Raw genomic sequence first — 19,913 nt, 5'->3', positions numbered from 1 at the left:
CCTCAGGCCTAGCAGGAGACGGGGTGCAGCCGCAAGCCTCCACCGACCCGGGCGGCCCGGTTTGACTCGGGAGGACGGGTTTCTGCGCCGGGTGACCGCGCGGGCTGGTCTAGTTAGTTGACCTAACAAAATGATAAGAGTACGGTTACTTAGAGCAACGAAGTATATGAGCCGGGAGCCTCCATGTCCGTAGGGCAGTCCACCGCTGCAGAACTGGTGCACAACATCTTCGACCTGCAGCGTGCGCTACGGGCGGTCACTGCCGCGAGCATGAAGTTCTCGGAGCTGGGTCCGGCGCACACCGGCGTCCTCTTCTTCATCGGCGAGGGCGGTCCGCTGCGCGCGTCCACCCTTGCGGCCCGGCTCGGGATCGGTCCGTCCGCCCTGAGCAGGCAGCTCGCCGATCTCGAGCAGTTCGGCTTCGTGGTCCGCAGCCCGGATCCGCTGGACGGTCGGGCGTGCCTGCTCTCGCTGTCGCCGCAGGGTCGGGCCTGTCTCGCCGAGACCTACGAGCGCCGGGCCGAGACCCTGCGGGAGATCCTGTCCGACTGGACGGAGCACGAGGCCGAAGCGGCGTCGCTCTCAGTGCAGCACCTCACCACGGCCCTGCGGTCCGCGGGACCGCAGGTGGACGGAACGACCCCTGCGCCGTCGAGCGCATCTCACAGCACGGGCGATGACGGCCGTTCCCACCTGGACCCTGCGTCCGAGATCAGTAAGGAAGACCGCTGATGGTCAGTACTCCCACCGACACGACGGCAGCCGAGGCATCCGGGCGGCGCCCGGCGCCGTCGTCGCACCACGGGGCCGGCGAGCCCATGAGCCACAAGCAGATCCTTCAGGCCCTCACCGGCCTGCTCGCGGGTCTCTTCACGGCGATCCTCAGCAGCACGATCGTCGCGAACGCCCTCCCCACCATCATGAGCGACCTCGACGGGTCGCAGACGGACTTCGCGTGGGTCATCACGGCCGCGCTGCTGGCCAATGCCGCGACCACGCCCATCTGGGGCAAGTTCGCCGACCTGTTCGACAAGAAGGTCCTGGTGCAACTCAGCATCGTGATCTTCGTGGCCGGCTCGGTCCTGGCAGGGTTCGCCCAGACCATCCCCCTGCTCCTCGCGGCCCGGGTCGTCCAGGGTGTCGCCATGGGAGGCCTGACCGCGCTGGCGCAGGCGATCATCGGCACCATCATCGCCCCGCGTGAGCGCGGACGGTATTCCGGCTATATGGGTGGCGTCATGGCCGTCGCGACGGCCGGTGGGCCGCTCCTCGGCGGCTTCATCGTGGACTCGCCCCTCGGCTGGCGGTGGACGTTCTTCGTGTGCGTGCCGCTCGCGATCATCGCCCTGGTGCTGCTGCAGATCACCCTCAAACTCCCCGACACGCGCCGGAAAGCCAGCATCGACTGGCTCGGATCCATCCTGCTGACCGCGGGTGTCAGCCTCATCCTCATCTGGGTCTCCTTCGCGGGGAAGGAGGGCTACTACGAGTGGTTCTCCCGTGAGAGCGCCCTCATGGTCGGCGGCAGCGTCGTCCTGCTCGCACTCCTCCTCGTGGTGGAGTCGAAGGTGGCCGAGCCGATCATCCCGCTGGCGATCATCTCCCAGCGCACCACGGCGCTGGCCATCATCGCCTCGATCACGGTCGGCATCGCCATGTTCGCCAGCTCGAGCTACCTCGGCCAGTACTACCAGGTGGCACGCGGCGCGACGCCCACCGAGGCCGGCCTGCTCACCATGCCCATGATCGCCGGCAACCTCCTCGGCTCGATCGGTGCCGGGCTGCTCGTGACCCGGTTCGGCAAGTGGAAGCGGTTCCTGATCGCCGGTTCCCTCTTCCTCATCGTGGGGCTCGGTCTCGCCGGCACCATCGACCACCTGACCGAGCTGTGGGTCGTGGGCGTCTACACCTTCGTGTTCGGGCTGGGCCTCGGACTCCTGCTCCAGAACCTCGTCCTCGCGGTCCAAAACACCGTGGCCGTGAAGGACATCGGCACAGCCAGTGCGTCCGTCGCCTTCTTCCGCTCCATGGGCGGGGCCGCCGGTGTCGCTGTCCTGGGTGCCATCCTCGGGACGCAGGTGGAGAACAGGACCACCGAGGGTCTTGCCGCTGCGGGCATCCCCGTCAGTGGCGGTGCAGCGGGCGGTTCGCTCGACCTCGTCGACCTCCCCGCGCCGATCGCCGAGATCGTCAGGGCGGCCTACGGCGACAGTACGGCGCTGATCTTCCTCATCACCGCGGTCATCGCCGTCGTCGGACTCGTCTGTGTTCTGTTCATCCGGGAGACCCCGTTGCGCCGGACGGTCGATTTCGCCCAGGCGGCGCCGGCTGGCCCGGCAGCGTCCATGTCACCCGCGGCCACCGGGACGACGCCGTCGGTCGCCGGTGCGCAGGCGGGTTCGCCGGTGGGTGCCGGGTCTGCCGAAGCGCCGTCGGGTTCTTCGTCCGGTGTCCAGTCCGCCGGTGTGCCGTCGGGTTCCCCGTCCGGGACGGAGCCGGCGGGTGCGCCGGCGCAGTCCGCGGCGGACGAGTCCGACGTCGTCGCCGTCCAGCCGTCCCACGGCCGGCACAGTGCCGGTCCGGTGGAGATCCGCAGGGCCGATGTCGGCCGTGCAGCGAGGGAGCTGGGCGCGTTGTCCGCACAGTCCGAGCAGACAGAACGCACGGTGCGGGCCGAGCTCTCCGCGCCCACCGAGCTCGACACACTGGACACCGATCTGGAGGACCGGGCGGGCGCCGGCCGGTAGCTCCGGCCGGGCGCCAGGGGAGGAGGGCGTCAGCGGCGGTCGGCGCTCGGCGGACCGGCGCCCGGATTTTTGTTCCTGCGCCCAACAAACCCCTTGTCCCGGCAGCCGATGTGACGTAGCGTACTTTTCACTGCTCATCGAAACGTTTAGATGGGCACGACGGCGCTCACGCTCCGTCGACCACATCCGAGTGAACACGGGAGGCGGCATGGCCAACATCCACGACGTTGCCCGCGTCGCCGGAGTGTCCATCAGCACCGTCTCCTACGCCCTGAGCGGCAAGCGTCCGATCGGCGAGAAGACCAGGCTCCGGATCGACAGGGCGGTGCGCGACCTCGACTACATGCCGAACGCCGCCGGCAGGATGCTGGCAGGGACGAGGACCCGGATCTTCGCGCTCACGGCCCCGCTGCGCAGTGACACCTACGCGCCGGCGCACATGGCCTTCGTCCTCGCCGTGGCCACCGCCGCGAGGAAATACGACTACGACGTGCTCCTGTTGACGGAGGACGAAGCCATCTCCGGGCTTCGGCGCGTCTCCACGAGCAGGCTCGTGGATGGAATCATCGTCCTGGACGTCTCCATCAATGACGAGCGGGCGGATCTGGTGCGGTCACTCGGGATCCCGGCGGCACTCATCGGCGTACCGGGAGACGCCGATGGACTGGTGTGTGTGGACCTCGATTTCGAGGCCGCCGCGGCCCTGGCCGTCGACCGGTTGGTGGATGCCGGGCACCCGTCCCTGGCGCTGCTGGGCCACCCGGAGGCGGTGTACGAGCGTGGCTCGAACTTCCCGACCCGCTTCCGCGACGGATTCCTGCGCAGGGCGGCCGAGCGCGGGGTCGAGGCCCGGTTCTCGATGGCCGAGACGGGTGCTCCGGCGGTCCGTGATGCGCTGTCCGGGCTACTTGACGTCGAGTCGGCACCCACCGGGATCGTGGTCCACGCGGAGGAGGGTGTCCACCGGGCGCTCCTCGAGGCCGTCGCGGAACGCGGATTGTCCATTCCGCAGGATCTTTCCGTGATCGCAGGGGTGCCCACCTTCGACACGTCCTCCTTCACGCCGCCGCTCGACGTCATCCCGTTGATCCCGGCCGACTCATGCACCCGTGCGGTCGAACTCGCCGTTCGGCAGCTCGACGGCAGGGTCGAACCGTGTGTGGAGCTCATCGCTCCCGTCTACCGTGACCACGGTTCGGTCGCGGCACCTCGGCCGGTCCCGTAGGGCCGAGCCCCCCTTTCTGACCACCTCGACATCCAAACATCCCGCACCCCGCAATCGAAACGTTTCGACAACCGACCGTACAGCGGTCGCCACCACTACGAAGGAGTAGGCATGAGAAAGAACAGACTGATTCTGGGGGCAGCCCTGGCAGCCGCGGTCGCGCTGTCGGGATGCTCGGGCTCCTCGCCCGACGCCGGCTCGGGCGGCGAGGGTGACACGCTGAAGCTCTGGCACTTCGAGAGCGGGACGAGTGCCATGGGCATCGCCTGGACCGAGGCCATCGAGGTCTTCGAGGAGGAGACGGGCGCGACCGTCGAGTTCGAGGAGCGCAGCTTCGAGCAGATTCGCTCCACAGCCAGTCAGGTGCTGAACTCGGACGAGGCCCCCGATCTCCTCGAGTACAACAAGGGCAACGCGACGGCAGGGCTGCTGTCCAGCCAGGGCTTGTTGACCAACCTCGACGAGGCCGTGGACCAGTACGGGTGGGACGACAAGCTGGCCCCGTCGCTGCAGACCACGGCGAAGTACGACGAGCGGGGCATCATGGGCTCGGGCAGCTGGTTCGGTGTCCCGAACTACGGCGAGTTCGTCGAGGTCTACTACAACAAGGACATGTTCGCCGAAGCCGGCGTCGAGGTGCCCACGACGCTCGACGAGTTCGAGGACGTCATGCAGGCGTTCACCGACAAGGGCATCACCCCGTTGGCGCAGTCGGCAGCCGAGTACCCGCTCGGCCAGCTGTGGTATCAGCTCGCTCTCACCCAGGCCGACCGCGACTGGGTCGAGGATTACCAGCTGTACAAGAACCCGGTGGACTGGCAGGGCGAGGAAGTCTCGTTCGCCACGGAGACCGTCAAGGACTGGACCGACAAGGGCTACATCTCGGCCAACGCCACGGGTTCGACCGCTGAGGACGCCGGTACCGCCTTCATCAGCGGCACCAACCCGATCTTCTTCTCGGGCAGCTGGTGGCACAACCGCTTCACCACCGAGGCCACCGGCTTCGAATGGGGTACGTTCCTCTTCCCCGAGGCGGAGCTCGCGCCGGGCTCGGCGGGCAACATGTGGGCCGTACCCGAGAAGGCCGCCAACAAGGAGCTCGCCTACAAGTTCATCGACATCACGATGCGCCCCGAGATCCAGAACCTGATCGGGAACAACGGTGGTGTCCCGGTAGCCGCGGATCCGGCGGACATCACCGACGAGAAGAGCTCGGAACTCATCGCGAACTTCAACGAACTGACGGACAAGGACGGCATCGCGTTCTACCCCGACTGGCCCACGCCCACGTTCTACGACGAGCTGAACGCCGGCCTCCAGGAATTGATGAACGGGACGAAGACGCCGGAGGAGTTCCAGGACCGGATCGGCGAGCAGTACCAGAGCGGCGTCGACGACATCACCGGCTGACAGCCCATCACCCCGATCATCCCTGCCCTGGAAGGTGCACGCCCATGGCGATCACAACCCGGTCGAAGGAGCGCTCCATGCGCCCTACGGCCAGTCTCATCCCAGGTTCCAGCCGCAATGCCTTCTGGCTGTACCTGGTGCCCGGCCTGGCCCTGCTCACGCTCATCATCGTGGTGCCGCTGTTGTGGAACGTCTACCTGACGTTCACCTCCTACCGGGGCATCCGACCGCCCGAATTCATCGGCCTCGAGAACTGGGTGGAACTCTTCGGGGACACCACGTTCTGGACCTCCTTCCGCAACTCCGTGGCGATGATCATCGCCATGGTGGTCGTGCCCACGCTCCTGGGCCTCGTCCTGGCGGCGATGCTGTTCGACCTCATCGGCAGGAAGTTCGGCGGGCGCCTCGCGAGCTTCCTGCGTGCCACCTACTACCTGCCGCAGATCCTGCCCGGGGTCATCGCGGCCATCGTCATCGGCTGGATCCTCAGGCCCGAGAACGGCGCCCTGAACCAGGTCCTCGCTGCGGTCGGTCTCGGCGGGCTGCAGGGCAATTGGCTCGGGGACCCCGATACCGCCCTGCCGAGCATCATGGTCATCATGGTCTGGGTGCAGCTCGGCTACCCCGTGGTCATCTTCATGGCGGCCCTCCAGCGCGTGGATCCCGAACTCTACGAAGCGGCAGAGCTCGACGGCGCCAACTGGTTCCAGCGCTTCCGCGCCATCACGGTCAGCATCATCCGCCCCGAGATCTTCGTGGTCACCCTCACCTGCGCGATCGCGGCACTCAAGGTCTTCGGGCCCATCTACGCCCTGACCGGCGGCGGGCCCGGCACGTCCACGATCGTCCCCGCGTACTACGCGTACAGCGAGTTCTTCCAGTCCCAGCAGGTGGGCTACGGCGCGACGATCGCCACCGCGCTGACGGTGGTCATCGCCGTCGTCAGCATCATCTTCGTCCTCGTGCAGACGAGGCTCGAGCGCAGCGAGGAGGCACGCTGATGGCCGTCCCCACCCTGACCGCACCCGACGCGGTGCAGGAACCACCCCGACCCCGACGGCATAGCGGACGGGCCCGGAAGACTGCCGGCGACTGGGTCGTCCTGGCGGTAGCGGTGCTCATCGGGCTGCTCATCGCAGTCCCGTTCCTGCTGATCCTCGCCAACTCCTTCAAGTCGCCCACCGACTACGCGTCCGGCGGTCCGCTCTCGCTGCCGTCGGCCCTCTACTTCGACGGCATCCTCGCCTTCTGGGAGCGCGTCGACTTCCCGCGCAAACTGTGGAACAGCTTCTTCATCAGCTCGGTCGTGGCCGTGCTCGCTGTCGGGATCTCGATGTTCAACGCCTTCGCCCTCGGCATCGGGCGGGTGCGTGGCCGCACCTGGCTCGTGCTGCTGATCCTCCTCGCCAACATGCTGCCGCAGGAGGTACTCCTCTACCCGCTCTACTTCATGTTCCGGCAGGTGGGTCTCTACGACAGCGTGTGGGCCGTCATCATCATCTTCACCGTCATCCAGAGCGCGTTCGGCACCTATCTGCTGGCCTCCGTGTACGGGACGTTCCCCAAGGAACTGCTGGAAGCGGCGTCACTCGACGGCGCGAGCCGCCGGCAGATCCTGTGGCGCGTCATCTTCCCCATCTCCAGGCCCACGCTCAGCGTGCTGCTCATCTTCTTCTTCATCTGGACCTGGAACGAATTCCTGATCCCGCTGACCTTCCTGGTGGGTAACGACAACCAGACCGTGCCGGTGGCAATCACCGTGCTGCAGGGCGACAGGCTCATGGACGTCACCACCACGAGCGCGTCCGCCCTTCTCGGACTTCTTCCCACGCTCATCTTCTTCCTCATCTTCCAGCGCACCCTCACGCGGGGCATTACAGCAGGAGCAGTCAAGTAATCATGAAGTTCACCGATGGATTCTGGCATGTCCGCCCCGGCGTCGATGCGCAGTACGCGCAGGAGGCCTACGACATCGAGGCTGAGGACTACCGACGGCTCGTCGTCTCGGCCCCGACGAAGGTCATCGAGCGCCGGGGCGACACCCTGAATCGCGCCTTGCTGACCGTGACCCTGAGCAGCCCGCTCGACGGCGTGATCGGTGTGCGGATCGAGAACCACCGCGGTGACGCCCCGCACCAGGGGTTCGAGCTCGTCGGGGCCGTGGAAGGACTCGGCGCAGCGAAGGCGGACGACGACGGCGGCGTGCTCACCGCGGGCGCTCTCACCGCGCGGATCGGCAGGGGATTCCCGTGGAACCTCACCTTCGAGGCTGCGGGACGGACCCTCACCTCCAGCGGCCACAAGTCGGTGGGCCGTATGTGCCTTGCGCCGGATGCGCCCGTGACCACCGAACCGGCCGGGGTCGCCGGTGTGACGGCGACGGGCCGTGCTCCGTCGTCGACCTACCTCCACGCCCAGCTCTCCCTCGGCGTCGGGGAACTGGTGTACGGGCTGGGGGAACGCTTCGGGCCGCTCGTGAAGAACGGGCAGACCGTCGACATCTGGAATGCCGACGGCGGCACCTCCAGCGAACAGTCCTACAAGAACGTGCCGTTCTACCTCACCAACCGGGGGTACGGCGTCTTCGTGAACCACCCGGACCATGTGTCCTTCGAGGTGGGATCCGAGGCCGTCGAGCGTGTTCAGTTCTCCGTGCCGGGCGAGACGCTGGAGTACTTCGTGATCCACGGGCCGACGCCGGCGGACATCCTCGAGCGCTACACCCGCCTGACGGGACGGCCGGCGCAGGTGCCGGCGTGGTCGTACGGCCTGTGGTTGTCGACGAGCTTCACGACGGACTACGACGAGGAGACGGTGGCCCACTTCGTGAACGGCATGGCCGAGCGGGACCTGCCGCTGAGCGTCTTCCACTTCGACTGCTTCTGGATGCGCGAGTTCAGGTGGACGGACTTCGAGTGGGACGCCCGCGTGTTCCCCGATCCCGAGGGCATGCTGGAGCGGCTGCATGGCAAAGGACTGCGGGTCAGTGTGTGGCTGAACCCCTACATCGGGCAGCGCTCGGCACTCTTCGACGAGGCAGCCGAGGCCGGGTACCTCCTGCGTCGGGAGGACGGAACCGTCTGGCAGTGGGACCTGTGGCAGGCGGGTATGGGGTTGGTCGACTTCACCAACCCCGATGCCACGGCGTGGTTCCAGGACAAGGTGCGGACCCTGCTGGGCCAGGGGGTCGACGCGATCAAGACGGACTTCGGGGAGCGGATACCGCTCGGCGTCCGCTGGCACGACGGAACACCCGCGGAGACCATGCACAACCTCTACCCACAGCTGTACAACCGGGCGGTCTTCGATGTGCTCGAGGAGGTCCGGGGCGAGGGCGAGGCGGTGCTCTTCGCCCGGTCCGCGACCGCCGGCGGGCAGCAAATGCCCGTGCACTGGGGCGGCGACAACTCCTCCTCCTTCGAGTCGATGGCCGAGACGCTGCGTGGCGGCCTTTCCCTCGCGCTGAGCGGGTTCGGCTACTGGAGCCACGATATCGGCGGTTTCGAGGGCTCGCCGGACCCTGCTGTCTTCAAGCGGTGGGTCGCTTTCGGCCTGTTGTCGAGCCACTCACGTCTGCACGGCTCGACGAGCTACCGGGTGCCATGGGCATTCGACACCGGCGAGGAGGCCGAGGGCCAGAGTGCTGTCGAGGTCACGCGGACCTTCGCGCGCCTGAAATCGTCGCTCATGCCCTACCTCTATGCCGCCGGGCTGCAGGCCCACACGACGGGGACGCCGTTGATGCGGCCCATGCAGCTCGCGTTCCCCGAGGACCCTGCCGTGGCTTATCTGGACCGGCAGTACATGCTCGGCCCTGACCTGCTCGTGGCCCCCGTCTTCTCCGCGGAAGGCGAGGTGGAGTACTACCTACCGTCCGGGACCTGGACCCACCTGCTCACGGGTGAAGTCGTGGAGGGCGGGGTCTGGCGGCATGAGACGCACGGATTCGACAGCCTGCCGCTGTGGGTGAGGGAGGGAGCAGTACTCGTCACCGGAAGCAAGGACGACCGGCCCGACTACGACTACCTCGATGACCCGCTGGTCACTGTGTATCCGCGTGCCTTCGACGAATCCGGCGAGAACGAGGTCGCCGTCCGTGTGGTGACCCCGTCCGCATCCGAGGGGGTGTTCCGGGTGTCCCGTATGCCGTCGGGATACCGGGTCACCGGCCCCGCTGGTCACGCATTCAGGGCGCGCGTCGCGGGCGGCGGCGACGTCCGCTCCGAGGGCGGGCGTGTCGATCTGGCCGATCAGCCGGATCCGACCCGGGCCGGCCGGTAGCTCCGGTCGGGCGCCTACGCGATGCCGGTGGTGCCCAGCAGCGATCCGACCAGGAAGGTGAAGGCCATCGCCAGCGCTCCACCGATCACGAGGCGGATCGTCGCACGGCGTCGCGAACTCCCGCCCACCTGGGCACTGATCGCCCCGGTGATGGCCAGGGCGACGAGGACCGCCACGAAGGTGATCGGGATCCGGAGCTCGGCAGGCGGGAGGAGGATCGCGAGCAGGGGCAGGACCGCGCCGGCCGCGAAGGACGCCGCTGATGCGAAGGCCGCATGCCAGGGATTGGCGACCTCGAGTTCGTCGATGTTCAGCTCCGCCGACAGGTGGGCTGCGAGGGCGTCGTGCTCGGTCAGCTCGGCGGCGACCTGGCGGGCCGTGCCGGGGGCCAGGCCCTTCTGCTCGTAGAGACCCGCGAGCTCCGCGAGTTCGCCCTCGGGATCCTCCGCGAGCTCCTGGCGTTCCTTCTCGATCAGGGCTTCCTGGCTGTCCTTCTGGCTGCTGACGGAGACGTACTCACCCAGCGCCATGGACACGGAGCCCCCGACCACGGCGGCTGTCCCCGCGACAAGGATCGGCGCGACCGCGTTCGTCACGCCGGCCACGCCGACGACGGTCGCGGCTGTGGACACGATGCCGTCGTTCGCGCCGAGGACGGCGGCACGCAGCCAGTTCAGGCGTCCTGCCACGCCACTGTCATGGGGTTCGCTGCGCTGGACCGGCATATCCGTCATGGAAGCAGTAAAGCACCGGCTCCCTCGCCCGGCTACGGAGGATCGGCTTGCCTTGCTCGCCCCAGTAGCATCGAGGAGTGAAACCGTTCCTGCTCCTGGCCACCCGGTCCGACGATTACGCGGCCGACGCCGAGTACCGGAGCTTCCTGAGCTTCGGCGGCCTCGCCGACGGCCAGTTGCGGCGTGTCCGGCTCGAGGCCGAATCCCTGCCGGCCCTCGATCTCGCGGACTATTCCGGCATCTTCCTCGGAGGCAGTCCCTTCAACTCCTCGGACCCGCAGGAGTCCAAGAGCGCGGTGCAGGTGCGCGTCGAGAGTGAACTCCATCGGCTCCTCGACACGGTGGTCGCCGAGGACTTCCCGTTCTTCGGTGCCTGCTACGGCGTCGGTACGCTCGGGCGGCACCAGGGTGCCGTCATCGACACCACGTACGCGGAGCCGATCGGCGCCATCGACATCACCCTCACCGACGACGGCGTGGCCGATCCGCTGCTCGCGGGACTGCCGTCGTCGTTCTCCGCCTATGTGGGACACAAGGAGGCGTGCGCCGTGCTGCCGCCGTCGGCGGTGCTGCTGGCCTCCTCGGCGACGTGCCCCGTGCAGATGTTCCGCGTGCGCGAGAACGTGTACGCCACCCAGTTCCACCCCGAGCTCGACGTCGAGGCGCTCGTCGGCCGTATCAGGACCTACCGCCACGCAGGGTACTTCCCGCCCGAGGAGGCCGACGACTACATCGCGCGGGCCCAGGCATCCGCGGTGGACCACCCGGCGGCCATCCTCGGCGCGTTCGTGCGGCGGTACGCCCGGGACTGAGCTGCGAGGACGTCGCGGCGGGACGCGCTCAGCCTCGTGTGCGCTCGTCCTGCCGCACCGCGGTCCGGATCCCTCGGGCGAAGCGCAGGGCAGAGGAACGACGTCGGTCGTCCGGCTGTCCGCGGCCCGCTCCGGGGGCGGCGGGGTAGAGGTCCAGCGCCTCCTGGCGTTTCTGCTCGGCCCGGGACGCGACCTCGTCGGTGAATCCCGTGGCGGGGGCGCCGGGTGTGATGACGCCGGCGGAGTCCTGCTGGAACGCAGGCAGGTAGGACCAGCCCGTCCCGAGGTCTCTCAGCGACTGGTGCTTGACGTCGTAGAAGCCGTCCTTGACGCCGATGGCGGTCCCGGCCGCGCCTGCTGCTGCGGCCAGGAAATGCAGGTGGAACCGCGTGGTGAGCCACGTCTGGTCGGCCCGCAGCGGCAGCCCGTCACGCCAAACGGACAGGAAGGGGATGAAGGAGTCGGGATCCATCAGGTCCGCCAACGCGTCGAAGGCCGGTCGGTCGACACCGGGAATCGCTTCGACGTACTGGATCGTCCTGCCCTCGGCCCGGGCCGCCGCCACGGTGGCGCGGACGCCGTCGATCACCTTCCTGCTCTGATCCTCCGACTGCAGGTCGCTCTGGAGGCAGAGCACGAGGTCGGCGCCACCACGGGCCAGTCCTTTGTCCCGCTCCTCCAGCACGCCCAGGAAGGCGTCGTCGAGGCCCAGCGGGACCCCGAGGAACTCCGCCGACGGCTGGTCCCGGACGCTGACGTGATCGAAGCGCTGCAGCAGTTCGACCACGGTCCCCGGATGGTCACCACCCTCCCTGCGCGTTCCCGTGTCGATCATGGGCACCACGGAGAGCCCGGTACCGTACAGCTTCGCGCCGGTCAGCGACTGCACCGCGACGGCGCCGGCCACGAGGCCCGCGTGGAACGGCCAGAGGTCGTTCAGGTAACCACCGCCCAGGAGATGGATGCTCTCCACCTTCCGGAGCCGCTCCAGCCCGAGGTCGTAGGCCGGTGACCCGAAGTTGGTCACCAGGTCGGCGACCCGGCGCATGACGACGTCCAGATCCGTCGAGGAAGCCTCCCAACAGGACCGCCACAGTGTGTTCGTCACGTGCAGTCGTGGGTGCAGGCCGAGGAAGAGTTCGGACGCCAGGCCGGGGTTGGGGCAGTCGAGCCAGACGTCGACATCCGGTCGCGTCGCCGCCAGGTGCCTCAGCCAGGCTGCAGCGATGAGTTCGTCACCGAAATTCGGGTGGCCTGCCGGTGAAACCAGGTAGATGGAGGACATGACTCGTGAGCCTACCAAGTAGTGCGACGGCGTCGGCCGACCACTCCACCGAACGTGCCCTGACGGGGGTCGGTGCCGGGATGTACTGTCGGGAGACAGGCCGCGCAGGGCGACACAGAAGAGGTAGCCGTCATCCGTTTCAGAACGAGAACCAGCACGAGCACCCTTCCGCCCGGCCAGACCGTCCCCGTCCGCCCGGCGCCGGGCGAGAAACGCCACCACCAGGTGTTGATCGTCGGGGGCGGCAATGCCGGCGTCTCCCTGGCCGGCCGGCTGCGCAGATACCGGTTCGACGACGTCGCCGTGATCGAGCCGCGGAGCAGGCACTTCTATCAGCCGCTGTTCTCGCACATCGCGGGAGGGACGGCGGACGCCCTCGAGGCCGTGCGGCTCCAGGCGGATGTCATGCCACCCGGGGTCACCTGGATCCAGGACAAGGCCACGGATGTCAGCACCGGCACCAACACCGTCCTGCTCGCCTCCGGAAGTGCGGTCACCTACGACCACCTGGTCGTCTGCCCCGGCATCCAGAACGACTGGACCGCCATCCCCGGCCTCAAGGAGGCGATGGAGGGGCCCAACGGCGCGTCGAACTATGAATACGAGCTCGCTCCCAAGGCCTGGAAGCTGCTGAGGGACCTGACCCGCGGCACCGTCGTCTTCACCCAGCCGCCCGGACCGGCGTCGTGCGACGGCGCGGCCCAGAAGCCCATGTACCTCGCGTGCGACCACTGGCAGCGCCAGGGTGTGCTCAAGGACATCCGGGTGGTCCTCGCCGTGTCGACGCCCACCATCTTCGGGATGGACATCATCGACGAGGAACTCGACCGGAAGATCGAGGAGTACGGCATCGAGGTCCGGTACAGCACCGAACTGGCCTCCGTCGATCCGGAGGGCCGGACCGTCGAGCTGACGAACACCGTCAGCGGTGCCTCGGAGACCCTGGGCTACGACGTCCTCCACGCCGTCCCGCCCCAGTCCGCCCCCGAGTGGCTGAAGTCCACGGACCTGCCGGCACCCGGCAACCGCACGGGGTTCGTCGAGGTGGATCCCGTGATCCTCCGGCACCCGCGGTTCCCGGACATCTGGTCGCTGGGCGACGCAGCCTCCACGCTGAACTCGAAGTCCGGGGCCGCGTTGCGCATGCAGACGACGGTGCTCGCCAAGAACCTCCGCGCCGTGCGCAAGGGAAAGAAGCCCACGGCCAAGTACAACCACTACTCGGCCTGCCCGTTCGTGGTCAGCCACAACACCGTGGTCTTCTCGGAGTTCGACGACAAGTACGCTCCGATGCCGACCGTGCCCGGCTGGGACGACCTGGCGCGGGAGCGGCGGCTCACGTACGTGGTGGAGCGGTTCGTCCTGCCGAAGGTCTACTGGAACCTCATCCTGAAGGGCCGCGCCTGACCCTCCCGCGGCCCTCGTGGTCCGACCCTTGTTCGTCCCGGGGCGGCGCCGTAGCATCCGGTCATGGAGATCATCGAGTACCACCCGCGGCGCGATCAGCTCGTGTACACCTTCGGGGGAAGTGCTCCCGTCCTGACGGTCCGGCCCGGCTCCGCACTCCGCCTCTGGTCCGAGGACGCGTTCAACAACGCGCTCACCTCCGTGGACGACGTGTCGGGCGAGAAGGTGGATCTGAACTTCGTCAATCCGCAGACCGGACCGTTCTACGTGGAGGGGGCGGAGCCGGGGGATACCCTGGCCCTGCACGTCGTCGACCTCACTCCGGCGCGGTCCTACGGGGCGTCCGCGACCATTCCGTTCTTCGGGGGACTCACCAGCACCGACCGCACCGCGTCCCTGCACGATCCCCTGCCCGACACCACCTGGATCTACCACGTCGACACCGAGCGGCGGACGGTCGGGTTCCAGGCGCGCCGCGGGGACTTCGAGGTCGCACTGCCGCTCGAGCCGATGCTCGGGACCGTCGGCGTCGCGCCGCCCGGCGGGGAGGTGCGGTCGTCGCTGGTGCCCGAACGGTTCGGCGGCAACATGGACGCACCGGACGTCAAGGCCGGCACCACGGTCTACCTCGGAGTCAATGTGGAGGGCGCACTGTTCTCTATCGGGGACGGCCACTACCGCCAGGGTGAGGGGGAGGCCTGCGGCACCGCCGTCGAGGGAGCGATGCACTCGACCATCATCGTGGACCTCATCAAGGGCGGCGCCCCGGCGTGGCCGCGGCTCGAGACGGACTACCACTGGATGGCTGTGGGGTCCTCCCGTCCCATGGAGGACTCATGGCGGATCGGTCAGCTGGAGATGATCCGCTGGTTCCAGGACCTCTTCGGGTTGCACCAGCTGGATGCCTACCAGCTCCTGACGCAGACCGCCCTGGCCCCGATCGCGAACGCCGTCGACGCCAACTACAGCGTGGTGGTGAAAGCGCCCAAGGCGCTCTTCCCCGCCGTCGATGCGTACGGTGGCCTCCACGCCCACCTGAGACGGCAGGGCGCCGAGCTCCACTGATCCCGGGACCCCACCCATCACCGACCGAAGGACTGCCATGGACCTGCATCTCGACGGCACCACCGCTCTCGTCACCGGCGGCACGAAAGGCATCGGCCGCGCCATCGTCGAATCGTTCGCAGGAGAGGGAGCGAACGTCGCATTCTGTGCCCGCGATGCCGACGAGATCGCGGCGACCGAGACGGCGCTGTCGTCCTCCAGTGGGCGAGTGGTCGGCCATGTGGTCGACGTCGGGGACGGGCCGGCGCTCGTGCGCTGGGTCGCGGCCGTCGCCGACGAGTTCGGTGGCATCGACTCGGTGGTCAGCAATGTCAGCGCCCTCGCGATCGCGGACTCCGAGGAGAACTGGGAGGCGAGTTTGCGGGTCGACCTCATGGGCACGGTCCGTCTGGTCAAGGCGGCGCTGCCGCACCTGGCGCGCAGCGCGACGCCGTCGATCACCGCGATCTCGAGCGTCTCGGGCCGTGAGGTGGACTTCGCCTCCGGCCCCTACGGGACGGTGAAGACGGCGCTGATCGCCTACATGGCGGGACTGGCCTATCAGCTCGCCGGGCAGGGGATCAGGGCCAACACGGTCTCGCCCGGGAACACCTACCACGAGGGCGGTGTGTGGCCGAGTATCGAAGAGGGGAACCCGGAACTGTTCGCGACCGCGCTGGCCCTCAACCCGACGAGACGGATGGGCACCCCGCAGGAGGTGGCCGACGCCGTCGTGTTCCTCGCGAGTCCGCGCTCGAGCCGCACCACCGGCGCCAACCTGCTGATCGACGGCGCGCTCTCGCGGGGCATTCAGCTCTAGACCGGCATCCGGCCCCCGCCGTCCGACCTCCTGTCCGACCTCCTGTCCGACCTCCTGTCCGACCTCCTGTCCGACGGCGGCCACCGGTTCGCCCGGGACGGCGGCTCCTCGACGCCGCCTGCGCGAGCGGATCGGCGGCGGGGTCTAGACCGTCAGGTCCTGGTAGTCGGGATGCTCCTGGATGAAGGCCGCCACGAACTCGCACCGGGGGACGACGGCGAGGTGCTGCCGGCGGGCGTCGTCGAGCGCATACCGGATCAGGGTGCTGCCGATGCCCCGGCCCTCGACGTCCTGGTCGACGACCGTGTGCGTGAACGTGATCGACTCGCCGGACCGTTCGTAGGCGGCCGTACCGACGGGACTGCCGTCGAGAGTGGCCACGTAACGGTTCTCCGCCTCGTGGTTGCTGATCCGGACTTCGGTGGTGTCGGTACTCATTCCGTCACCCTCGCATCCGTGCCGACCGGGGGTCAACGTGTTCCGCTCCGGCGGAAACGGGGCGCGCCGTTCCGCGCGACGATCAGCGCTCCCACGTGCGGCGCCGCACACGATGTACGGTCTGGACCATGACGTCGAACATCCTGGTGACCGGTGCGAGCAGGGGGATCGGCGCCGCCGTCGCCCATGAGCTCGCCGGACGCGGGCACCGCATCGCTGTCCATGCCGGCCGTGACCGGGCCGCCGCCGCGGCTGTACGGGACGCGCTGCCGGGCGACGGCCATGTGGCGGTCGTCGGCGACATTGGCGACCCCGAGACCTGCAGGCGCATCGTCGACGAGGCCGTGGGCGGACTGGGTGGGGTCGACGTCCTGGTGAACAATGCCGGCATCTTCGAGGCACATCCCATCGACACCGTGTCCTTCGAGGACTGGCAGGAGGCGTGGCGCCACACGCTGGAGGTGAACCTGCTGGGGCCTGCGAACCTGGCCTGGCTCGTCGCCCGGCATCTCCTCGACCGGCCGGCCGGCCCGGAGGGTGGCCGACTCGTCAGTGTCGGATCGCGGGGTGCGTACCGGGGGGAGCCCGTCACGCCGGCCTACGGCGCGAGCAAGGCGGCGCTGCACTCGATGACCCAGTCCCTGGCCGTCGCCCTCGCCCCGCACGGCATCCTCGCCGCCGCCGTCGCGCCTGGATTCGTCGAGACAGACATGGGGAGAACCGTGCTGGACGGTCCGCAGGGTGATGCGGTGCGTGCGCAGAGTCCGTTCAACCGTGTCGCGACGCCGGAGGAGGTGGCGCAGACGGTCGGCTGGCTCGCGAGCGATGCTCCGTCGTGGGTCAGCGGCACCGTGATCGACGTCAATGGAGCGTCCTACCTGCGGTAGCCGACGGGTCAGATGAGGTGGATGCCGCCGTGGGCGAGCGCGCGCAGGTCCGTCCTGCGCTCGAGGTGGCGGTGGAACAACTCCACATTGCTCCCCTCAGCCGAGGCGAGAGAGGATCCCGCCGTGATGAACGCGGTGCCAAGACGGATGAGGGCCCGTGACGTGAGTCCTCCCCGGGGCGGTCCAGTGAGGACGACGTATCCGGCGGTCAGTGGCGTGCTGGTCATGACGACTCCTGGGGATCGATGAGGGGGAAGGCATTGAAGTGGAGCTGGACGGGCCGGGTCCCGGAGGCACCCGGTTCGGAGCGGTAGGCGTCGAGTTTCTCGCGCAAGATCCCGGTCATCTCATGGGTGAGTGCAGCGAGCTGGTCAGCCGTCAGGTAGGCGTTCATGGTCGCGATCACGGCCGCATCCGCCCATTCGGGTGGAACGGACTCGCATCCGCCGGCCATGAAGGCCGCGAGGGCTTCGGAACGGCCGCGTTCGAACTGGCGGTTCACCTGGCGGGTGGCTTCCCGGGTCGTGGGATCCTGCTCCAGCTCCGGGGTGCTGAGCGTCAGGGAGCCTGGGGGCCGTTCCCACCACCTTTCCCGGGCGGAGCCGCGATCCACCTCGCGGACGAGGCTGTGGCGCGCAAGCTGCCGCAGGTGGTAGCTCGTCGACCCGCTGGATTCCCCGATGCGCTTGCCGATGCTGCTGGCGGTCTGTGGGCCATAGCTGGAGAGGACCTCGAGCAGCTGGATCCGGAGGGGATGGGCGAGCGCCTTGAGGGCTGCTCCATCCAGAACGCGGTTGCCGGCGTCGGCTGGGCCCTCCGTGCTGCCTGTCGTCTCTTCCATGACACCAGTGTGCACTTGCAAAGAAAGCTTTGCAATACTTTCTTTGCATGGTGTGGTCATGCACGTGGATGGAGGTGTGGCGCGTCGTCGGGCAGGTTCGGTGCGCCGTCATCGGGTAGGTGTCGTTTGTCGTCGTCGGGTACGTCGCGGTGGCGGGGCGGCGCGCGGGCGGGGCGGGGTGCGGGCGGGGCGCGTGACGCCGTCGGGCATGTCCCGGGGCGGTGGGGAAGTGCTCCGGCGGATGACGCTCCGTGACGGCGACGGGTGGACGACGGCGTGCCGACCCACCTACGCTCGGGACCAGAATCAAGAGCTCCAACGCAAAACCCTGGTTCGTTGGACGGCAACCCTCTCGCTGTAGTGGGGTGCCCCAGGTGAGGATTCGGCCCGGCACGGACAGTGCGGGCAAGTATGGCGCTTCCGCCACGGCAGTGCCCCGACATGAGGACTCTTCATGCCCACACCACCGCGCCGTATCCGCTTCAACGCCTTCGACATGAACTGTGTAGGACACCAGTCACCCGGTCTGTGGCGCCACCCCGAGGACCAGTCCTGGCGCTACAAGGACCTGAGCTACTGGGCGGAGCTGGCGAAGACCCTGGAGAAGGGGGTTTTCGACGGCATCTTCATCGCCGACGTCCTCGGCACGTACGACGTGTACGGCGGTTCCAACGAGGCCACGCTGAGGCAGGGGACGCAGACGCCGGTGAACGATCCGTTCCTGCTCGTCTCCGCCATGGCGCTCGTCACCGAGAACCTCGGGTTCGGCGTCACCGCCGGTACGGCCTACGAGCACCCCTATCCCTTCGCGCGTCGGCTCTCCACGCTTGACCACCTCACCAAGGGACGCGTCGGATGGAACGTGGTGACCGGCTACCTGCCCTCGGCTGCCCGCAACATGGGCCATGAGGATCAACTCGAGCACGATGCGCGCTACGACCATGCCGACGAGTACCTCGAGGTCCTCTACAAGCTGCTCGAGGGATCGTGGGAGGACGACGCCGTGGTGCGCGACCGCGAGACCGGTGTCTTCACCGATCCGGCGAAGGTCCACGACATCGACCACGACGGCACCTACTTCACGGTCCCGGGGATCCACCTCAGTGAACCGTCGCCCCAGCGGACGCCGGTCATCTTCCAGGCGGGAGCGTCCTCCCGCGGCATCGCGTTCGCCGCCGGCAATGCCGAAGCGGTGTTCGTCGCGGCGCCCACGAAGGAGGCGCTGAAGGGTGTGGTCAGCAAGATCCGGGATGCGGTCGAAGCCGAGGGCCGCGATCGCTATTCGGTGCGGATCTACACGCTGCTCACCATCATCACGGACGAGACGGAGGAGAAGGCCCACGCCAAGCATGCCGACTACCAGCAGTACGTCAGCTATGAGGGAGCGCTCGTCCTCGTCTCGGGATGGCTCGGCGTCGACCTGTCCGCCTACGATCCGGATGAGCCGCTCGGCAACGTGAAGTCCAACGCCATCCAGTCCGCTGTCGCGAACTTCCAGAAGGTGAACGACGACGGCTCGCCGTGGACCGTGCGGGACATCGCCGAATCGGCGGGGATCGGCGGGCTCGGTCCGCGTCTCGTCGGTTCGGGTGTGCAGGTCGCCGACGAGCTCCAGGCGTGGGTCGAGGAGACCGACGTCGACGGCTTCAACCTCGCCTACGCGATCACCCCCGGGACCTTCGAGGACGTCGTCGAGTTCGTCGTGCCGGAACTGCAGAAGCGTGGTGTCTACCCGACCGAGTACACGGAGGGAACCCTGCGGCACAAGCTGTTCGGGAAGGGCGACCGGTTGCCCGCGGAACACCGTGGTGCGCGGTACCGGCTCCAGTCGGTCCGTCCCTGACGTGTGTCGGTTCGTCCGCTCCGTTGGTCCACCTTCTGCATCCGATGGTTCTCGGAGGGCTGCGCGCGTCAGTTCCCTGAGCGCCAGGAGCATTGATCACGATCCGCGGGAATAGGCCTCCGCTCGCGGCAGAACCCCT

General features: G+C 68.1%; 18 protein-coding genes and 1 riboswitch. Of the genes, 13 read left to right on the top strand and 5 right to left on the bottom strand.

Annotated elements, in window-relative coordinates; genetic code table 11:
* The first annotated feature begins 183 nt into the window (after positions 1–183).
* The 7 genes from ACSGDB_RS01880 (at position 184) to yicI (ending at position 9,663) form a co-directional block, all read left to right on the top strand.
* Complete coding sequence (locus tag ACSGDB_RS01880; RefSeq protein ID WP_434992399.1) at positions 184–732, top strand: MarR family winged helix-turn-helix transcriptional regulator; 549 nt, start codon at positions 184–186, stop codon at positions 730–732.
* An 86-nt stretch (positions 733–818) separates the two neighbouring features.
* Entirely contained in the window at positions 819–2,747 is a 1,929-nt protein-coding gene (locus tag ACSGDB_RS01875; protein ID WP_434992575.1) for an MFS transporter, read from the top strand.
* Positions 2,748–2,955: 208 nt separating this feature from the next.
* The gene (locus tag ACSGDB_RS01870) at positions 2,956–3,972 is read left to right on the top strand and encodes a LacI family DNA-binding transcriptional regulator (RefSeq protein ID WP_434992398.1); all 1,017 of its coding nucleotides are present in this window, start codon (positions 2,956–2,958) and stop codon (positions 3,970–3,972) included.
* Positions 3,973–4,083: 111 nt separating this feature from the next.
* On the top strand, positions 4,084–5,382 hold the full coding sequence (locus tag ACSGDB_RS01865) for an ABC transporter substrate-binding protein (protein WP_434992396.1): 1,299 nt from the start codon (positions 4,084–4,086) through the stop codon (positions 5,380–5,382).
* Positions 5,383–5,426: 44 nt separating this feature from the next.
* A complete protein-coding gene (locus tag ACSGDB_RS01860; RefSeq protein ID WP_434992394.1) occupies positions 5,427–6,383 on the top strand; it encodes a carbohydrate ABC transporter permease in 957 nt (318 codons plus the stop codon).
* The gene (locus ACSGDB_RS01855; RefSeq protein ID WP_434992393.1) at positions 6,383–7,279 is read left to right on the top strand and encodes a carbohydrate ABC transporter permease; all 897 of its coding nucleotides are present in this window, start codon (positions 6,383–6,385) and stop codon (positions 7,277–7,279) included. The genes ACSGDB_RS01860 and ACSGDB_RS01855 overlap by 1 nt, the downstream gene beginning before the upstream one ends.
* Before the next feature lie 2 nt (positions 7,280–7,281).
* Positions 7,282–9,663: an alpha-xylosidase gene (gene yicI / locus ACSGDB_RS01850; protein ID WP_434992392.1), complete on the top strand. Its 2,382-nt coding sequence runs from the start codon at positions 7,282–7,284 to the stop codon at positions 9,661–9,663.
* A gap of 14 nt (positions 9,664–9,677) precedes the next feature.
* Here the strand turns inward: yicI and ACSGDB_RS01845 are convergent, their stop codons facing one another.
* A complete protein-coding gene (locus ACSGDB_RS01845; RefSeq protein WP_434992389.1) occupies positions 9,678–10,397 on the bottom strand; it encodes a VIT1/CCC1 transporter family protein in 720 nt (239 codons plus the stop codon).
* A 77-nt stretch (positions 10,398–10,474) separates the two neighbouring features.
* Here ACSGDB_RS01845 and ACSGDB_RS01840 point away from each other — a divergent pair, with 77 nt between their 5' ends.
* Positions 10,475–11,209 (top strand): glutamine amidotransferase, encoded by a 735-nt coding sequence (locus ACSGDB_RS01840; protein ID WP_434992386.1) that lies wholly within the window; start codon positions 10,475–10,477, stop codon positions 11,207–11,209.
* 28 nt (positions 11,210–11,237) lie between these two features.
* On the opposite strand, the gene ACSGDB_RS01835 is transcribed toward ACSGDB_RS01840, so the two are convergent.
* A complete protein-coding gene (locus ACSGDB_RS01835; RefSeq protein ID WP_434992384.1) occupies positions 11,238–12,494 on the bottom strand; it encodes a polysaccharide pyruvyl transferase family protein in 1,257 nt (418 codons plus the stop codon).
* Positions 12,495–12,719: 225 nt separating this feature from the next.
* Here ACSGDB_RS01835 and ACSGDB_RS01830 point away from each other — a divergent pair, with 225 nt between their 5' ends.
* From ACSGDB_RS01830 to ACSGDB_RS01820, 3 genes are all read left to right on the top strand, one after another.
* Positions 12,720–13,901 carry an NAD(P)/FAD-dependent oxidoreductase gene (locus tag ACSGDB_RS01830; protein WP_434992382.1) on the top strand — a complete coding sequence of 394 codons (1,182 nt, stop codon included), beginning with the start codon at positions 12,720–12,722 and terminating at the stop codon, positions 13,899–13,901.
* Positions 13,902–13,964: 63 nt separating this feature from the next.
* Entirely contained in the window at positions 13,965–14,966 is a 1,002-nt protein-coding gene (locus ACSGDB_RS01825; RefSeq protein ID WP_434992380.1) for an acetamidase/formamidase family protein, read from the top strand.
* A 37-nt stretch (positions 14,967–15,003) separates the two neighbouring features.
* On the top strand, positions 15,004–15,765 hold the full coding sequence (locus ACSGDB_RS01820; RefSeq protein ID WP_434992378.1) for an SDR family NAD(P)-dependent oxidoreductase: 762 nt from the start codon (positions 15,004–15,006) through the stop codon (positions 15,763–15,765).
* A 144-nt stretch (positions 15,766–15,909) separates the two neighbouring features.
* Here the strand turns inward: ACSGDB_RS01820 and ACSGDB_RS01815 are convergent, their stop codons facing one another.
* Positions 15,910–16,203, bottom strand: a complete 294-nt coding sequence (locus ACSGDB_RS01815) for a GNAT family N-acetyltransferase (RefSeq protein WP_434992377.1) — start codon at positions 16,201–16,203, stop codon at positions 15,910–15,912.
* A gap of 128 nt (positions 16,204–16,331) precedes the next feature.
* Here ACSGDB_RS01815 and ACSGDB_RS01810 point away from each other — a divergent pair, with 128 nt between their 5' ends.
* Positions 16,332–17,090 (top strand): SDR family NAD(P)-dependent oxidoreductase, encoded by a 759-nt coding sequence (locus ACSGDB_RS01810; protein ID WP_434992375.1) that lies wholly within the window; start codon positions 16,332–16,334, stop codon positions 17,088–17,090.
* Between the two features lie 8 nt (positions 17,091–17,098).
* Here the strand turns inward: ACSGDB_RS01810 and ACSGDB_RS01805 are convergent, their stop codons facing one another.
* Both ACSGDB_RS01805 and ACSGDB_RS01800 read right to left on the bottom strand, forming a co-directional pair.
* Positions 17,099–17,317 carry a hypothetical protein gene (locus ACSGDB_RS01805; protein ID WP_434992374.1) on the bottom strand — a complete coding sequence of 73 codons (219 nt, stop codon included), beginning with the start codon at positions 17,315–17,317 and terminating at the stop codon, positions 17,099–17,101.
* Complete coding sequence (locus ACSGDB_RS01800; RefSeq protein ID WP_434992373.1) at positions 17,314–17,931, bottom strand: helix-turn-helix domain-containing protein; 618 nt, start codon at positions 17,929–17,931, stop codon at positions 17,314–17,316. Before ACSGDB_RS01800 ends, ACSGDB_RS01805 begins: the two co-directional genes overlap by 4 nt.
* Before the next feature lie 304 nt (positions 17,932–18,235).
* A riboswitch (SAM riboswitch) is annotated at positions 18,236–18,349 on the top strand.
* Positions 18,350–18,385: 36 nt separating this feature from the next.
* Between ACSGDB_RS01800 and ACSGDB_RS01795 the strand changes: the two genes are divergently transcribed.
* Positions 18,386–19,774 carry an LLM class flavin-dependent oxidoreductase gene (locus tag ACSGDB_RS01795; RefSeq protein WP_434992370.1) on the top strand — a complete coding sequence of 463 codons (1,389 nt, stop codon included), beginning with the start codon at positions 18,386–18,388 and terminating at the stop codon, positions 19,772–19,774.
* Positions 19,775–19,913: the final 139 nt, after the last annotated feature.

Source organism: Arthrobacter sp. Ld5 (assembly GCF_051172775.1).
Taxonomy (GTDB): Bacteria; Actinomycetota; Actinomycetes; order Actinomycetales; family Micrococcaceae; genus Arthrobacter_D.
Note: the sequence above shows the minus strand (reverse complement) of the source record. Positions and strands in the feature narration are given on the sequence as shown.

Excerpts from the sequence above, each read along its gene's own strand:
- ACSGDB_RS01875 (WP_434992575.1), top strand. The coding sequence starts at position 819 with ATGAGCCACAAGCAGATCCTTCAGGCCCTCACCGGCCTGCTCGCGGGT.
- ACSGDB_RS01845 (WP_434992389.1), bottom strand. The coding sequence starts at position 10,397 with ATGACGGATATGCCGGTCCAGCGCAGCGAACCCCATGACAGTGGCGTG.
- ACSGDB_RS01810 (WP_434992375.1), top strand. The coding sequence starts at position 16,332 with ATGACGTCGAACATCCTGGTGACCGGTGCGAGCAGGGGGATCGGCGCC.
- ACSGDB_RS01880 (WP_434992399.1), top strand. The coding sequence starts at position 184 with ATGTCCGTAGGGCAGTCCACCGCTGCAGAACTGGTGCACAACATCTTC.
- ACSGDB_RS01800 (WP_434992373.1), bottom strand. The coding sequence starts at position 17,931 with ATGGAAGAGACGACAGGCAGCACGGAGGGCCCAGCCGACGCCGGCAAC.
- ACSGDB_RS01835 (WP_434992384.1), bottom strand. The coding sequence starts at position 12,494 with ATGTCCTCCATCTACCTGGTTTCACCGGCAGGCCACCCGAATTTCGGT.
- yicI (WP_434992392.1), top strand. The coding sequence starts at position 7,282 with ATGAAGTTCACCGATGGATTCTGGCATGTCCGCCCCGGCGTCGATGCG.
- ACSGDB_RS01795 (WP_434992370.1), top strand. The coding sequence starts at position 18,386 with ATGCCCACACCACCGCGCCGTATCCGCTTCAACGCCTTCGACATGAAC.
- ACSGDB_RS01815 (WP_434992377.1), bottom strand. The coding sequence starts at position 16,203 with ATGAGTACCGACACCACCGAAGTCCGGATCAGCAACCACGAGGCGGAG.
- ACSGDB_RS01820 (WP_434992378.1), top strand. The coding sequence starts at position 15,004 with ATGGACCTGCATCTCGACGGCACCACCGCTCTCGTCACCGGCGGCACG.
- ACSGDB_RS01865 (WP_434992396.1), top strand. The coding sequence starts at position 4,084 with ATGAGAAAGAACAGACTGATTCTGGGGGCAGCCCTGGCAGCCGCGGTC.
- ACSGDB_RS01825 (WP_434992380.1), top strand. The coding sequence starts at position 13,965 with ATGGAGATCATCGAGTACCACCCGCGGCGCGATCAGCTCGTGTACACC.
- ACSGDB_RS01855 (WP_434992393.1), top strand. The coding sequence starts at position 6,383 with ATGGCCGTCCCCACCCTGACCGCACCCGACGCGGTGCAGGAACCACCC.
- ACSGDB_RS01860 (WP_434992394.1), top strand. The coding sequence starts at position 5,427 with ATGGCGATCACAACCCGGTCGAAGGAGCGCTCCATGCGCCCTACGGCC.
- ACSGDB_RS01870 (WP_434992398.1), top strand. The coding sequence starts at position 2,956 with ATGGCCAACATCCACGACGTTGCCCGCGTCGCCGGAGTGTCCATCAGC.
- ACSGDB_RS01805 (WP_434992374.1), bottom strand. The coding sequence starts at position 17,317 with ATGACCAGCACGCCACTGACCGCCGGATACGTCGTCCTCACTGGACCG.